The sequence below is a fragment of the Fimbriimonadales bacterium genome (assembly GCA_035559795.1).
Lineage (GTDB): Bacteria > Armatimonadota > Fimbriimonadia > Fimbriimonadales > ATM1 > DATMAR01.
The window spans coordinates 185,231-200,195 of record DATMAR010000003.1; the positions used below are offsets into that span (position 1 = coordinate 185,231).

15 protein-coding genes are annotated in these 14,965 nt (G+C 46.5%); all 15 read right to left on the reverse strand.

Going from position 1 to position 14,965, the window contains the following annotated elements; genetic code table 11:
* Nucleotides 1-2 precede the first annotated feature (2 nt).
* A complete protein-coding gene (locus tag VNK96_01450) occupies nt 3-677 on the reverse strand; it encodes a cytochrome c oxidase subunit 3 family protein (protein HWP30380.1) in 675 nt (224 codons plus the stop codon).
* Nucleotides 677-2,296: a cytochrome c oxidase subunit I gene (gene ctaD, locus VNK96_01455; GenBank protein ID HWP30381.1), complete on the reverse strand. Its 1,620-nt coding sequence runs from the start codon at nt 2,294-2,296 to the stop codon at nt 677-679. Before ctaD ends, VNK96_01450 begins: the two co-directional genes overlap by 1 nt.
* A complete protein-coding gene (coxB, locus tag VNK96_01460; protein ID HWP30382.1) occupies nt 2,289-3,284 on the reverse strand; it encodes a cytochrome c oxidase subunit II in 996 nt (331 codons plus the stop codon). The genes ctaD and coxB overlap by 8 nt, the downstream gene beginning before the upstream one ends.
* Nucleotides 3,281-4,156 carry an SCO family protein gene (locus VNK96_01465; GenBank protein ID HWP30383.1) on the reverse strand — a complete coding sequence of 292 codons (876 nt, stop codon included), beginning with the start codon at nt 4,154-4,156 and terminating at the stop codon, nt 3,281-3,283. Before VNK96_01465 ends, coxB begins: the two co-directional genes overlap by 4 nt.
* Nucleotides 4,153-4,596 carry a hypothetical protein gene (locus VNK96_01470; protein HWP30384.1) on the reverse strand — a complete coding sequence of 148 codons (444 nt, stop codon included), beginning with the start codon at nt 4,594-4,596 and terminating at the stop codon, nt 4,153-4,155. The genes VNK96_01465 and VNK96_01470 overlap by 4 nt, the downstream gene beginning before the upstream one ends.
* A complete protein-coding gene (locus VNK96_01475) occupies nt 4,589-5,764 on the reverse strand; it encodes a hypothetical protein (GenBank protein ID HWP30385.1) in 1,176 nt (391 codons plus the stop codon). Before VNK96_01475 ends, VNK96_01470 begins: the two co-directional genes overlap by 8 nt.
* Nucleotides 5,751-6,422, reverse strand: coding sequence for a cytochrome c (locus VNK96_01480; protein ID HWP30386.1), 672 nt, complete (start codon nt 6,420-6,422; stop codon nt 5,751-5,753). Before VNK96_01480 ends, VNK96_01475 begins: the two co-directional genes overlap by 14 nt.
* Nucleotides 6,419-6,967 (reverse strand): DUF3341 domain-containing protein, encoded by a 549-nt coding sequence (locus VNK96_01485; GenBank protein ID HWP30387.1) that lies wholly within the window; start codon nt 6,965-6,967, stop codon nt 6,419-6,421. Before VNK96_01485 ends, VNK96_01480 begins: the two co-directional genes overlap by 4 nt.
* Nucleotides 6,968-8,362 (reverse strand): NrfD/PsrC family molybdoenzyme membrane anchor subunit, encoded by a 1,395-nt coding sequence (gene nrfD, locus VNK96_01490; GenBank protein HWP30388.1) that lies wholly within the window; start codon nt 8,360-8,362, stop codon nt 6,968-6,970.
* 1 nt (nt 8,363) lies between these two features.
* Complete coding sequence (locus VNK96_01495) at nt 8,364-11,420, reverse strand: TAT-variant-translocated molybdopterin oxidoreductase (GenBank protein ID HWP30389.1); 3,057 nt, start codon at nt 11,418-11,420, stop codon at nt 8,364-8,366.
* Between the two features lie 28 nt (nt 11,421-11,448).
* On the reverse strand, nt 11,449-12,099 hold the full coding sequence (locus VNK96_01500) for a cytochrome c3 family protein (GenBank protein HWP30390.1): 651 nt from the start codon (nt 12,097-12,099) through the stop codon (nt 11,449-11,451).
* A 143-nt stretch (nt 12,100-12,242) separates the two neighbouring features.
* Nucleotides 12,243-12,668 (reverse strand): DUF420 domain-containing protein, encoded by a 426-nt coding sequence (locus VNK96_01505; GenBank protein HWP30391.1) that lies wholly within the window; start codon nt 12,666-12,668, stop codon nt 12,243-12,245.
* Nucleotides 12,665-13,276, reverse strand: coding sequence for an SCO family protein (locus VNK96_01510; GenBank protein HWP30392.1), 612 nt, complete (start codon nt 13,274-13,276; stop codon nt 12,665-12,667). The genes VNK96_01505 and VNK96_01510 overlap by 4 nt, the downstream gene beginning before the upstream one ends.
* Nucleotides 13,277-13,283: 7 nt before the next feature.
* Nucleotides 13,284-13,934 carry a cytochrome c oxidase subunit 3 gene (locus VNK96_01515; protein ID HWP30393.1) on the reverse strand — a complete coding sequence of 217 codons (651 nt, stop codon included), beginning with the start codon at nt 13,932-13,934 and terminating at the stop codon, nt 13,284-13,286.
* 17 nt (nt 13,935-13,951) lie between these two features.
* On the reverse strand, nt 13,952-14,944 hold the full coding sequence (cyoE, locus tag VNK96_01520; GenBank protein HWP30394.1) for a heme o synthase: 993 nt from the start codon (nt 14,942-14,944) through the stop codon (nt 13,952-13,954).
* Nucleotides 14,945-14,965 lie beyond the last annotated feature (21 nt).

Genomic DNA, 14,965 nt, shown 5'->3' on the forward strand with positions numbered 1-14,965 from the left:
CTTCACCTACCTATGAGATACAACAACGGGAATAAGAAGATCCAAACGATGTCTACGAAGTGCCAATACAACCCTGCCAACTCCACAGGGATGAAATCCTGCCGTTGATTTCGCATATTAATCGTTCGAATAACGAGAGCAATCATGACGATAACACCGATGAGGACGTGAGCACCGTGGAGCCCCGTCATCGCGAAATAGAGATTGAAAAACATCTGCGCCTTATCGTTCGGGACGCCAGGGTCTCCGAAATTGAAATTCGGTCCTGGGAAAAGATGATGCTCGAATTTCTCCTTGTATTCGAAATATTTGATGACCAAGAAGGTTATCGCAAAAGCCATCGTAGCGAGAAGGTAGCTGACTTGCGCTTTCCAACGATTGAGCATCGCACTTCGAACAGCGAGCGCCATTGTGAAACTGCTGGTGAGCAGGACTGCGGTATTGACGCCTCCCAAAACCTTGTCCAATTTTTCGTGAGCGGCGTACCAAATCTCGGGATACAGTGCACGGTATACGATATATGCGGCGAATAACCCCCCGAAAAACATAATTTCCGTTACCAGGAAAACCCACATCCCTACCGTGTAGGCTTCTGTTTGTTGCTCGATATCTTCGAACTGGTGTCCGAGTTCGAGTTCGTCTGGATGATGTTCTATTGCTTCTTGGTGAGTAGTCATTACGCAGCACCTTTCACATTTTCTTCGTAAGCATATGCCTCTTCACGAACTATGGGGCGGTGTTCGAAGTTGTCGGGAATCGGGGGGGTAGCGGTTTGCCATTCGAGTCCTTTCGCCCCCCACGGATTGGCGGGAGCTTTTTCACCGCAGAAGACGGACCAAATCAAGTAAGTCGCAGTGATTAGATATCCTACAGTCAAGATCGAAGCTCCTGCCGATGAAAGCACATGCAAAACTTGCCATTCTTCAGGGTAACTCGCATATCGTCTCGGCATTCCCAAATAACCGAGAATGAATTGTGGCAAGAAGGTCAAGTTGAAGCCGATGAACACGACGAGAGCGGAGAGTTTCCCGAAGGCTTCGGGATACATGCGACCCGTAATTTTAGGCCACCAGAAGTGCAATCCTCCGAGAAAGCCCATTATCGCCCCCCCAACCATAATGTAGTGGAAATGAGCGACGACGAAATAAGTATCTTGCAATGGAATATCCATTCCGAGCGAAGCGAGGTAAAGACCTGTAAGTCCGCCAATCGTAAAAAGCCCTATGAATCCCAAAGCGAAAAGCATAGGAGATTCGAAGCGCACTCTCCCTTTATAGAGAGTTGCCGTCCAGTTGAAAATTTTTACAGCAGAAGGAATAGCAACTAAAAAGGTAAGAAACGAAAACACGATACTGGCGAATCGGGATTGTCCGCTGGTAAACAAATGGTGTCCCCAAACTAAAAAACCGATAATAGCGATGGCAATGCTCGAATAAGCCACGAACTCGTATCCGAAGATTTTCCTGTGCGAAAAGCAGGTAATCAACTCGCTGATAACGCCCATAGCGGGAAGAATCATGATGTAAACCGCAGGATGGGAGTAAAACCAGAAAAGATGCTGAAATAGAATCGGGTCTCCACCTTTTGCGGGGTCAAAAATACCGATTCCGAGAACTCGTTCCAGCCCGACTAAAAATAAAGTAATCGCAACTACCGGCGTACCGAGGACCATGATTACGCTCGTGGCGTAATGCGCCCAGACAAAGAGCGGAAGCCGATACCAAGTCATTCCGGGCGCACGCATTTTGTGAATCGTCACAATGAAGTTCAATCCCGTAAAAATCGAGGAAAACCCTGCGATAAATGCAGCGGCGACCGTTGCGGTAACCGCTGTCTGAGCAAAACTACTGCTGTAAGGAGTGTAAAACGTCCAACCCGTATCCACACCTCCGACGACGAGGGCTCCGAATGCAATTAACCCCCCCAATGTAAAGATATACCAACTAAACAGATTCAATCTCGGAAACGCTACATCTCTCGCGCCGATCATGAGCGGAATCAAAAAGTTTCCGAGAAATGCAGGAATGGATGGAATCAGGAAAAAGAAAATCAGAATTACGCCATGCAGTGTGAAAAGTTTGTTGTAGGTGTCCGAGGTAAAAAAGTCCGATTTAGGGGTGAGCAGTTCTAAACGAATGAGTGCCGCCATCGTTCCTCCGATGGCGAAAAACACACAGATGGTGAGCAAATACAGAATACCGATACGTTTGTGGTCTAAAGTGAACAACCACGATTTGATGCTGTAATCTGCGTTCAGATAATTCTTTTGAACCGTCTTACCTCCGGGTTCAGTCATTTGTTTTCTCCTTCTGAGGTTGTCTATTTTCCATAGGTTTTATTGAAAGGGATTTTATATATGCTATTAATCTTAAAACTTCTTGTTCGTCGAGTCTTCCCACATAGGTTGGCATAATGGCTTTATAACCTGCGACTCTCTGTACCTCGGGGTCATAAATCGAGCGCCGGATATAGGCTTCATCGGCTATGACCATTCTTCCATCCGCTAAAGGTCGCTGCTTTCCGAAGATACCGATGAGATTCGGGGCTTGCTTGCCATCGGGCTTATGGCAAGAATCGCAACCTTTCACATGGAATAGTTTCTCGCCCATTTCTGCCATCGTCTCGGGTCTTTGTCCTGCACCCATACCCCACCGCACTTCTTTGAGCCATTTCTCATAATCTGCAGGCTTCATTGCATAAACCCACCCGGTCATCTCCGAGTGTTTAGAACCGCAATACTCTGCGCAAAACAAGCGATATTTTCCAGGTTTCGTTGCGATGAACCATGCGGTTTGATAGCGTCCCGGAATCACGTCGCGTTTGATGCGAAACGCAGGAACGAAAAACGCGTGAATCACATCTTGTGAAATCATGATTAATTTCACGGGTTTCCCCACCGGAATGTGCAATTCGTTGTTCTCTCTATGTCCCGTCGGATGCTGCAAATGCCACATCCATTGTTTACCGACCACATAAATCGGCAAAGCGCTTTCCGTAGGTATCGGTGTGTACATATCTACGAACAATTTCGAAGCCCAAATGAAAACGGGCACGCCCATCAGAAGAGGAATCACACTCCAAGCGATTTCGAGTTTCAAATTTCCGTGAGGGGGATTAGAACGATCTACTCTCGACCCAGCGCGATATTTCACCATCAAATAAAGCACCGACCCGAATACAATTAAACAAAAAAGTATAGTAAGGCCGGTCAAAGTAAAATAAAGCCAATCCATTTCTTCTGCGAAATTGGATGCTCTTTCCGGAAGTAATTCTATGCCGTTCATCTTTCTTTCTTCTCCGTAAACGGTTCTTCACCGACAATCTCTTCTATAACTTCTTTGGGTTCTTGTCGGAACATTCGATAGATAAAAATTCCTAACGCAATAACCGTAACGAGCCCTGCGAGTTGCACGAGTCTTAATATCGCCAAACCGTATTTTCCGGTGGCAGGGTCATACACCATACAATAAAGCAGGACTTGGTCTACTAAGGTTCCGATTTTATTTTCTGCGCTTTGAACGAGCGCTAAACGCAAATCTCTCGGAGGATATTCGATGCCATAAAAATATTGCGAGATTTTCCCCTGAGGTGTAATCACGAAAATGCCAGCTGCATGAACATATTGTTTGCGTACTGGGTCGTATTTATATCGAAAACCGACCGTATCGGCGACACTTAGAATAGATTCTTGGCTACCTACGAGCAAATGCCATCCGTTCTCCGATTGGGGGCGATCGTATCTTTTGAGAATGCTTTGTTTTGTTTCCGCTGCGAGTTCGGGGGATTCCGTCGGGTCTATGCTAATCAAAACTACATCGAATTCTTTTCCCGCATCAAAAGATACGACTTTAAGAGATTCGATGATGCCTGTAATGATCCTATTACAAAGTGCTGGGCATCGATAATAAACAAGTCCCAAAATCACGGGGCGTTCGCCGAAAAACGTTGCAAGCGGAACTTCCTTTCCGTTCTCATCGAAAAATACAGTGTCCAACGGAAGTTGTTCGTCCAGGTGCTGTTCGATGGTCACTCCGCTCGTCATAGTTTGCTGTTTTTCGGTCGTATCTCTTTTCTCGGCGATAGACGGAGGGGGGGCTTGCGAGAAACTAATCGAAAGACACAGTGCAAACAGCAGCGAGGAAAATAAACTTTTCATCGCATATCTCCTCGATTATCTCGAGTTTGATTTTCTCTTTTTTCCCTCGAAGGTGGTGGAGATTGCGCTAATAGATCCATAGCCCTCTCGATAGGAACGCGCGCGATTCCTGCATTTTTATCCACCCATCCATAGTTATTCAAAATCTCCTCTTCCGCACTCAGCAATTGCACCATCTCCACGGTCGGCTTTTCTTGGATTCGCGGAGCAGGCGGAATTCCTTGAACTTCTTCTTCGGTCGTCTGCAATGCTCCTAATCTTTTCGCTGCAGAATGCTCTTCGAAATAATGGAAAAGTTCTAAAGACAGCCAAATGGAAATTGCCACGATGATAGTGAGGATAGCGAAAAAGAATGCTACGTTTCGCCGACTGAGGATATCTCTCGGCTCGTAACCGTAAGTTTCTAATACCTCGAGTTCTTTTTCTTCTTGTTTATGCACTTTCGACAACCTCTTGCCTGGCTAAAACATAGGAAGGAAGAAGAGGGGCTCGCTTGAGTTGGAGTAGAAAATAGAATACCCAAATTCCACCGAAAGCGAAGAACGCTGCCGCGTCGCTCCAATAAAATTGCGCACTTTCGCGATGAAACGAAGGCAAAACGAACCAAATAATATCTGCAATTCGCATAATGACAATCCACGCGGCGACTGCGCCTAACAAACGAGGAGTCCGCTTGACGTGACTGGAAAGGAGCAAGAAAAAGGGTAAGAAGAAGTGCAAGAAGATGAGCACTCCGCCGAACCATCGCCAGTTCCCTTCGCTTCTTGCTGCGTAGTAAGTGATTTCTTCCGGCAGATTCCCCGACCATGTGATCAACAATTGCGAAAAAGACATGTATGCCCAAAGAACCACCAAAGTAAGTGTAAGGTTTCCGACGTCTCGCCAGTTTTTCCTTTCGAGAAGCGACGAAAACGGATAGCGATCGCGGACAATCACCATGAAAATTATCGCAAGCGCCAATGCGAATAAAGCCTCTCCGACGACGTTCAGTAATCCGAAAATCGTGGAATACCAATGAGGCTCTAAAGACATCACCAAATCCGTAACTGCAATCGTGACGCAAATTACGAAAAAGACAGCGCCCGGCGCGCTCAAATTCGAACGCTTATCCGCGTAAGAAGCATCACTCGTTTCATCTTCCTTGCGTGACCACTTATTCAACCAAACCATCAATAAAAGCCAAATCCCGAAATAGATCACCGCGCGCAAGATGAAGAACGGTTGCGTCAGAAAGATCGCAGTCTTTTCTTGTAAGACTTTGTCATGAGCGACCTCTTCTGGATTCGCCCAAGGATAGATGTACTTAATCCCGATGAAAATCGGAATGGATAGCAATGCCATCAAGGGGAGAACACGCGTTCCCGCTTCGAAAAATCGAATAATCGGATATCCCCAAGTCGCGCGAACCATGTTATATAAAAGCGTAAGACCTAAACATCCGAGTGTCGGCGTCAACCACACCATAAAACCGAATAAATACGACTCGAAGAAACTCGTGGGATTCGCAAAATATGCGGTTGCCAACAAAGCGAAACCGACAATCCCGATAATAAGCCCAACGGTTTGCAATCGAGACGAACCAGGAAGGATTTTTTCAGTGGGTTCCACTCGTTACCTCCTGTTGCGTTCCCTTTTCGAGTTTTTCGCGCTCTTCCGGGGAGAGTTTCATTACGGGAACGTGCTGGCTGAGTTGCAGAGCTCGGATATAGGCGATGATTGCCCATTTGTCTTCTGCCTTTAGTTGCTTTGAAAGAACGGGATGCACTACGTCCTCCTTCGGGGGTTTCGTCTGCGGGCTCTTCTCGTAATTCGCTTTCGCCGCTTCGAAACCGCTAATAAACACATCGAAGAAATAACCAGGGGGGGCGTTTCGCAAACGCTCTTCATGGAACGATACAGGCTGTTTGTAGCCGCGCTGAACAATCATTCCCAAGCCATCGCCTGTGCGCGCATGACATGGTGAACAATAAATATTATAACGATCTCTACCCCTTTCTAAAATTGCCCGTGTAATGGGGAAGGGAAATCGTTTCGCAATCTCTCCGTTTTCTATTCCTTTATATAAAAATTCGTCTTCCCTCAAGTATCCTCGCGGCACGGTGCCGGGAACGGGTCGCAACGCTGCTTGACGACTCTCAAAGAAATCGCTTTCGCCCAAAGTCTTGATCTTTGGCTGTTCCCACATATCGTTTCTTTGGCACGCTCCCAGAGAAATCACCAAGAAGCCGAGCGAAACATTCAGACAATATACATAGATTCGTTTCACCAATTCACCTCCGAAACGGTTTCCGCCCCTAACCCTTCTAAAAATCTTCTGGTTTCGTTGCGGTCATATTTCGAATCGGAGGATTCGATGCAAAGGAAAAACTTATCTCGCGTAGCCGATTCGAAATTCGGCGCAGCGAATAACGGATGATGAGGAAGCGGAAGACCATTCATCACGAGCATCCCGATGACGGCACCGAAGGCAGCGGAAAGAATTCCGCATTCGAAGGTAATCGGAATGAAGGATGGCCAACTAAAATTCGGTCTGCCTCCTACGTTCATGGGAAAGTCCACAATGGAGATCCAACACTGCATGAGAAATCCCAAAGCGGCACCGATGATGCCACACCAAAAAACGACCCAAGGAACTCGGTCATCTCGATTGTTCAAAACATCGACCAATCCCTCGAGAGCATAAGGGGTGTAGGCTTCTACTTTTTCGTATCCGAATTCTCGCGCTTTCTTCGCGGCATTCATCAAATCTTCCGCTTCGGAAAACTGCGCAATCATGCCGTAATGGGGGGGTCGCGTCGGGTCTTTTCGCATTTACACTTTCACCTCCACTTCTTTCGGCTTCTCGTGTTTCATCGAATGGAAAAGATGTTTGATTTCTGCAATGGGAATCGTCGGTAAGAACCTTACGAAAAGTACCATTCCTGTCAAGAAGAATCCGAACGTACCAATCCAGGTGAGCCAATCCCAAATCGTCGGTGTGTACATTCCCCAAGAAGAAGGCATGTAATCTCGGTGCAAACTCGTGATAACGATTACGAAACGCTCCAGCCACATACCGGTGTTGACAACCAAACTCAAGAAGAAAAGCCAAGCGATGCTATTGCGTACGGATTTAATCCATAAAAACTGGGGCATAATCCCGTTGCAAAGGATCAGAGCCCAATAAATATTGGAATAAGGTCCTAAGGCTCGATTTTTAATCATAAACCACTCGTAAGGGTTGCCACTGTAAAAACCGTAAAACGCTTCCACGAGGTAACCATAGAAAACAATCAATCCCGTTGCGAGCATGATTCTTGCCATCCATTCCAGATGCCGCATCGTAACCAAATCCTCTAAATGCCACCATTTGCGAATCGGAATCACGAGAGTAAGAACCATTGCGAAACCGGAATAAATGGCTCCAGCAACGAAATAGGGCGGGAAAATCGTCGTATGCCAACCAGGGATGATGGAAACGGCGAAGTCTAAACTAACGACGGAGTGCACTGAAACGACAAGAGGTGTGGAGAGACCTGCCAAAAGCAGATAAGCCGATTCGTAACGATGCCAATGCGATGCTGCTCCTCTCCAACCCAGCGCGAAGATGCCGGAAAGAACTTGACCCAATTTCGATTTCGCCTTATCGCGCAAAGTGGCTAAATCCGGAATCAATCCTACGTACCAAAACAATAGTGAAACGGTCAAATATGTCGTAACCGCAAAGACGTCCCAAACGAGTGGGCTTCGGAATTGGGGCCAAACTCCTAACGCATTCGGATACGGGATGAGCCAATAGAAAATCCATGGGCGACCCAAATGCAATATAGGAAACATGCCCGCGCACATCACGGCGAAAAGCGTCATCGTCTCCGCGAGGCGGTTTATCGAATTTCGCCATCTTTGTCGCATCAAAAGCAAAATCGCAGAAATTAGTGTTCCTGCGTGTCCGATTCCGATCCACCAAACGAAGTTGATGATGGCGAAGCCCCATCCCACCGGGATATTCACCCCCCAAATTCCGACGCCAATGATAAATAGCCAACCCGCGGCTACCATCAAACAAGTAAGCCCGAAAAACGCGAAGCCGAATACAATAAACCACTGACGGGGGGGCTTCTGTTCTAAGACGATATCGCTGATTTTATCCGTTAGCGTAGCGTAGTTATGCTCGCCTTCGATGAGCACCTCTTCTTGCGTCTTATGTTTTAAGGTTTCTGTTTTCATGTTATGCTTCTTCGAGTTCGGGGTTCGGATTTCTAAGTTTTGCTAAGTAAGTCGTTCTCGGAATTGTGTTCAATTCCCTCAACATGCTGTAATTATGTGGTTCTTTCTTCAGTCTTGCTATTCGACTCTTCGAATCGTTAATATCACCGAAAATAATCGCTCCTGCGGGACATGCTTGTTGACAAGCTGTCACGACCTCGCCGTCCTGGATTCTTCTATTCTCCTTCTTCGCTGTTTTTCGAGCCGCATTGATTCTTTGCACGCAGTAGGTGCATTTCTCCATCACACCACGACCGCGTACGCTTACGTTCGGGTTTTGCATCAGTTTCAAAATCGGCGTGTGATTGTCCGTATATTGTTTGAAGTTGAATCGCCGCACTTTGTAGGGACAGTTGTTCGAGCAATACCGAGTTCCCACACATCGGTTGTATATTTGCTCGTTCAAACCTTCACCGCTATGCACGGTGGCAGCGACAGGGCAAACGACTTCGCAAGGTGCTCGCTCGCAATGCATGCACGGTACGGGTTGGTTGTAGATAAACTGAGGTTCATCGAGGTCTTTTCCTTCGTAATAACGGTCAATACGAATCCAATGCATTTCTCGTCCTCGTAAAACTTCCGTTTTTCCGACCGAAGGAATGTTGTTTTCGGATTGACAAGCGATGACGCACGCATTGCATCCCGTGCATACCGTCGTATCGATCACCATCCCCCACGCATAATCTTTATATTCCCTTTCCGGATAAAGGGAGACATCTTCTACATGTTCGTCAACTTCTTTCGCAAACGCGGGGTTTTGGATAAATTCTTCGAGAGTTCCCGGACGCACCAGGTGTCTACCTTCGATAGAGTAATGGTATTGCGTGGTCGCTATGGGATACCGCAATGACGTGGGGATGACTTCTGCCCCCTCATCTATCCATGGTGCTGTTGTGGTTCGGAGTTTGTAGGTATCGAACCCTACTTTCGCAGCGACTCTCCCCCCCCTTGTTCTTCCATATCCCAAACTTACCGTTAGAGTGTCTTCCGGCTGTCCCGGCATAATCCAAACGGGAATGTTTTTCAAACTCCGTCCACGATAACGCAACTCGACTAACGGCACAATTGTCCCTTGCCCCCACCCGCTGGGATGATATTTGATCCCTAATTTCTCTGCGGTTTTCGGGCTCATAAACAGCACATTGTCCCATGTGATTTTCGTAATCGGCTTAGGAAGTTCTTGGAGCCATGGGTTATTCGCAAATCTTCCGTCCCAAATCGTAGAATCAGGTCGAAATTGAATCTCGAATCCCTTTTTCTCCTTTATGGGGAGAGTTTCGAACGCTTTCTGCCAATTCGATACTAACGACACCTTTTGTATAGGAGATTTCGTTTCTGGAATGATTCCATCGTGCAGCCACCTCCGCCAGGTCTTCTCGAAATCTTCTTTCGCTGTTGGCGTTTGTTTTTCCCAATATTCTCGAACGATATCCAGCGAATTCCGTGGCTTTTCGTCCAACAACGCAGAAAGCACTTCATGAGCGGAGCGCCCAGAAAAAAGCGGCTGAATCAAAGGTTGAATAATCGAAATCGAGCCATCGTACGCACGCGCGTCGCTCCATGCTTCGAATTCGTGTGTGAGAGGAATATGCCATTTGCACTTTTCCGATGTTTCGTCCTCGTAGACGCTCACATGAATCGGCAAGCGAACACTCTCTAAATGTTTCGAAAATTCCAAATCTACCGGAGCCGAGTAAACGGGATTTCCGCCTAAGATTATTAAGACCTCTACAAGGTCGTTCTTCATATCGCTGACGAGTTCTTGCAGCGATTCCATGTGATTGACGGGATTCGCTTCGGCAGGCTCTATGAATTCCACTGTGCTGCCGTTGTTTCCTAAAACATCGTTTATCGCGTGTGCCAAAGCATGCACGTGAGATGGTTGGTTGTCTCCAACGATGACGATGCTCCTTCCACGGTTGTTTTCTAAATCTTTCGCTAATGCCTCAATCCATTTTCGTTCTTTTTCGCCGAAAGAGGATTCGTCCCCCCCTACGAGATTCACGCCTAATCTTCGAGCGAGCGCCATCGCAAAATCTCGAATATCCCCCCCCTTCATGCTCAAACGATGATCTGCCATCGCTCCCGTCAGCGTCGGCGTACTCTCGACGACGTACAAACGATTCATTTTCTTTTGCTCGGAGCGGACACGTCTTTTATCGGTGAAATCTCCCGTGTAACGAACGGTTCCTGGTCCGCAGAACAAGAAATCCGAGTCCAAAGAAAGCACGACGTCCGCTCTATCGAAACGATAAACCGCATCTACGACTTTTCCGAATGCTTGTTTCGCTCCTAATCGCACATTGTCACGGTTGACCGGCTCATAGCAATGCCATTTCGCCTCGGGATATTGTCGAAGCAACGTGCGTATCTGATTCGCCAAAGTCGGTGAGGTTACAGTTTCCGTTAGAATTCGCAGCGTTCTTCCTCGAATTACTTGTTGACGCTGCATTTCTAATCGAATCGCCTGCAAGAATTCATCCCAAGAGACGATTCTTCCGTCGTTCACGATGGCTTGCGACCGATCGGGGTCGTATAGTCCTAACAATGTCGCTTGCGTAAATGCATCTGTCGCTCCTAAACTCGCGGGATGGTCGGGATTACCTTCGATTTTCGTAGGTCGCCCTTCGTAACATTCAGCCAAAACGCCAGTTGCATAACCGCCGAAGGTTACGGCAGTTGCGTAATACAAAGGTTTTCCGGGAACGATTTCTTCAGGAGCTTTTACATAGGGAATTATTTTTTCCGCTAATTGAGGACGGCATGCTCCTAACCCAGCCATAGCAAGCGATGCTGCCATCACTTTCAAAAAACTGCGACGGTCTATTTCTGCATTCCATGGCGCTGTTCCTCGCGCAAACTCCCTTTCGTAATACTCTTTAAACTCCGGGGTTTCTGCAATTTCCTCTAAACCTCTCCAATACGCTTTACCGTTTTTCTGAGAAAGCCGTTCCCTTAAATCATTGATATCCAATGCCTGATTATTTTCTTCGTCTTTTAGAAACTTTTGCTCAGACATTCGTCATCTCCGTGATATGCGATTTTTTTCATCGGTGACACACCCAACAATCCGTCAAACCAGTTTTTTCTATGCCGTATTTCTCCATCAATTCCTTAGCGAGTGCTTCATGATTCGGAGGGGGTTGATATTTCATGTTGAACACTTCGCTCAAAGGACGAAGATTTTTTTCTGGATTTCGATGGCAATCTAAACAAAATAACATCTGAAATGCATTTTGTTTAGCGGTTAAATTCATCTTGTCAATGTTTCCATGACAAGAAACACAACTAATTCCTTTTTTGATGTGAATGCTATGGTCGAAGAAAACGAAATCCGGGACGATGTTCACTCGATTCCATTCCATCGGCTGTCCCGTTGCGTAACTGTCTCTCACGACTTGGAGCAATGGGCTGTTCGTCCAAATCTGGGAGTGGCATGTATAGCATGTCTCTGTGGCGGGGATACCGGCAAAAGGAGACTCTTCGACGGTCGTGTGGCAATAGCGGCAGTCAATGCCCAATTGGTCTACATGGTGCATATGGCTGAAAGGAGCAGGCTGGTCGAGGGCAACGTTCAAATCATGAGTGTAAGGGGTTATGTTAGCCCCTACTAAAATGACCGCTATCAAAAGAAGCCCTGCCCCTGGCAAACTCGCCTTCGCGAGGACATTGGCGCTTTCAGGAAAAATCTGAGGCACTTTGATACCTTCCTGTCATTTTTGAACTCCCACGAAACTCCAAAAAGAAACCGCACTTGTCTCGTGCAGTCTGCGTCTTTGTGAATTTTTTCACAAAGTCTCCTTACAATACCATCCCAGACAGCAAAATACAATGATTTTTTTCATCGTGAGGGATAAAAATGGTAAAGCATCAGATAAACGATCACCCCTGTCACTGAGACGTAAAGCCAAATCGGTAAGGTCCAGCGGGCTATTTTCTTATGAAGGGGGAACCTCCCTCGCAATGCCTTAGATAAGGTTATCAAAGCCATCGGAGCCACGAGGATGGCTAAAATGGTATGGGTCCCTAAAATCAGGAAATAAATTGTTCTGACGAACCCCTCCCCTGCGAATCGGGTCGTTCCAACCTGAAAGTGATAGGTCAAATAACTCACGAGGAAGAGAGTGGAGGCGATAAAAGCACTTATCATGCAGAAGTGGTGAAGAGCGACCCTATTATTTCGAATGAAGAAATATCCCGTTATAAGGAGAATTGCACTCGTGGTGTTGAGAATCGCATTGAGAGTAGGTAAATCTTCCAGCCTCACGGCTTCTCGCCGCGCAGTAAGTTTTTCGTATCTTCGATGAGTTTTTGGATTTCCGCCTCTTCTGTTCCTTTGTAATATCCTCGAATGAAACCTCGTTCATCTACCAGCACGAAGCGGTCACTGTGCAAAATTTCTCCAGGAACCTCCGTTGCCCCTAAGAGGAAACCTTTTCTCGATAATTCCGTGACTTCTCCTTGTTTACCGAAAATGAAATACCATTTCCCATCGAGCGCGCCAATCTTTTTGGCGAATTGCGCCAATCTCTCTCGAGTATCGTTTTTTGGGTCGACACTAAATAAAAGAATTTTCACTTTCCCTTGATTACGAAACGCTTCTTGAATCGTTTTCATGTTTTCTTCGAGTAAAGGACAAATGCCTTGGCATTTCGTAAAGAAAAATCCCGCGATCCAAACATATCCCCGCAAAGATTCATTCGAAATTTTTTCACCGGTATGCGCGGTAAGCGTAAATGAAGGCACAAGGTTTGAAAGAGTCTCCTCTTTTATTATTTTTTTCTGATGAATCAGCGTGTTGACGGAATAAAGCCCTGCTGCGCATATCACTGCAAGAGTCGCGCTCAACCAAATCAAAATTCTTATCCCGCTCATAGCGTTATCATATCATTATCAAAATGAAAAACGGCACCCAAACCGCATCCATAAAATGCCAATACATTGTGCTGAGATAAACCGCCAAATGCCTCTTTTCGCTGAAAATACCTTTCGCCGCCATATTACGAACAATCCCAAGCCAAACGATTCCGCCTAAGATGTGTACTGCATGGACACCGGTGAGGATGTAGAACAAACCTGTAAAAGGATTTTTTCTACCGATTTGTCCCGTTGCAACATATTCCGACCATATCTGATACCAAGCAATCGACTGACTTACGATGAATAAAAACCCTATGAATAAAGTCCACGAAAAAAAACGAAGCAGTCCTTCTTTATCCCCTTTTCGAATAGAGAGTAAACCTAATTGACAAGGAACGCTGCTTGCCAACAGCAATGCAGTACTCAGCCAAAGAATCTTAGGCGGAACGAAAGGATAATCGAGTTTTTCATCTATTCGAGAAAAATAAAGCATTGCCAATGCGCCGAACCACATAATAAGGGAAATGAGCGCAACCCACATTCCCATTCGCGCCATTTCCATGGAATAAGGGGAGGGGAAACCGCCTTCGCCATTACTGCTGCCATTACCTCCATTAGAGCCCCCACCCATATTTTCACCTGTTCCTAATTTTTTTGGTTTGGCTTCTGGCATAACTTTTCCTTACGTTTTTAGTAAAGAGTCAAAATCGTCAAAATCAAAAAGAGCGGTAAATATTGTACCGTGGCTTTCAACAACTGTCGTGCGTGATGAGAATCGGGTATCCGCCAAAAGCAAACAGACTGCGCGAATATCCAAGCACCTATCAAACAGACTCCGAGAAAGTATATCCATGAATTTTGCACGAAAAATACTAATGATAGGCTCATGACGAACATCCCGAATGCGTAGAGACTAGCGCACAAGCCGGTCTGCTCTCCACTCGCATTCGGAAAAGGCAACATACGAAATCCGGCTTTTTCGTAGTCTTCACGCAATAGCCAAGCGATAGACCAAAAATGCGGAAACTGCCAAAGGAATTGCACCCCGAATAAAGCAAGAGCAAACGGGTCAATAGACCCCCGCACGGCGACCCATCCCGCCAAGGGGGGGATTGCTCCGGGTATAGCGCCTATAACCGTGCAAGCATGCGTCTTTCTTTTCAATGGTGTGTAAAGGAACGCATAAAGAATGATGGAGACAAATCCGAGCAATGCCGTAAGTAAATTTGCGAACCACGCAAGTTCTAAAAGCCCGATAACAGCCCAAATTCCAGCAACCCATGTCGCTTCTTTTATGCTCAGCCTTTTGGCAGGTAGGGGGCGATTTCGAGTTCGTTCCATCCGAGAATCCGGTTCTACTTCCAAAACTTGATTCAAAGCGTTCGCAGCCGCAATAACGAGCCATGAACCTAAAAGAGTGTGAAAGACGATGCTCCCGGAAGCGCCGCCAGCCAAGATGATTCCCGCAGCAGTCGATAGCCAAACTAAAAGGGTAACTCTCGGCTTACTGAGAGCCAAGTAGTCACTGATTTTCGAAAGAAATAAATGCCTTTTTCCTCTTTCGAGGATTTCCGCAGGCGCGGTTGTTCCTCTATTGGCAACAACTTCGCAAGACTGCTCAAGATAATCAGAAGAGACGAAGCCTCTCTCACGTTCTACCAGGGTGGAATCCGCTTCAGGCATCTGAAGCGCTATTATACTGGG

Coding starts and splice junctions, on each gene's coding strand:
- VNK96_01450 (HWP30380.1), bottom strand. CDS start 677: ATGACTACTCACCAAGAAGCAATAGAACATCATCCAGACGAACTCGAA.
- VNK96_01515 (HWP30393.1), bottom strand. CDS start 13,934: ATGCCAGAAGCCAAACCAAAAAAATTAGGAACAGGTGAAAATATGGGT.
- cyoE (HWP30394.1), bottom strand. CDS start 14,944: ATGCCTGAAGCGGATTCCACCCTGGTAGAACGTGAGAGAGGCTTCGTC.
- VNK96_01510 (HWP30392.1), bottom strand. CDS start 13,276: ATGAGCGGGATAAGAATTTTGATTTGGTTGAGCGCGACTCTTGCAGTG.
- nrfD (HWP30388.1), bottom strand. CDS start 8,362: ATGAAAACAGAAACCTTAAAACATAAGACGCAAGAAGAGGTGCTCATC.
- VNK96_01465 (HWP30383.1), bottom strand. CDS start 4,156: ATGAAAAGTTTATTTTCCTCGCTGCTGTTTGCACTGTGTCTTTCGATT.
- ctaD (HWP30381.1), bottom strand. CDS start 2,296: ATGACTGAACCCGGAGGTAAGACGGTTCAAAAGAATTATCTGAACGCA.
- coxB (HWP30382.1), bottom strand. CDS start 3,284: ATGAACGGCATAGAATTACTTCCGGAAAGAGCATCCAATTTCGCAGAA.
- VNK96_01495 (HWP30389.1), bottom strand. CDS start 11,420: ATGTCTGAGCAAAAGTTTCTAAAAGACGAAGAAAATAATCAGGCATTG.
- VNK96_01485 (HWP30387.1), bottom strand. CDS start 6,967: ATGCGAAAAGACCCGACGCGACCCCCCCATTACGGCATGATTGCGCAG.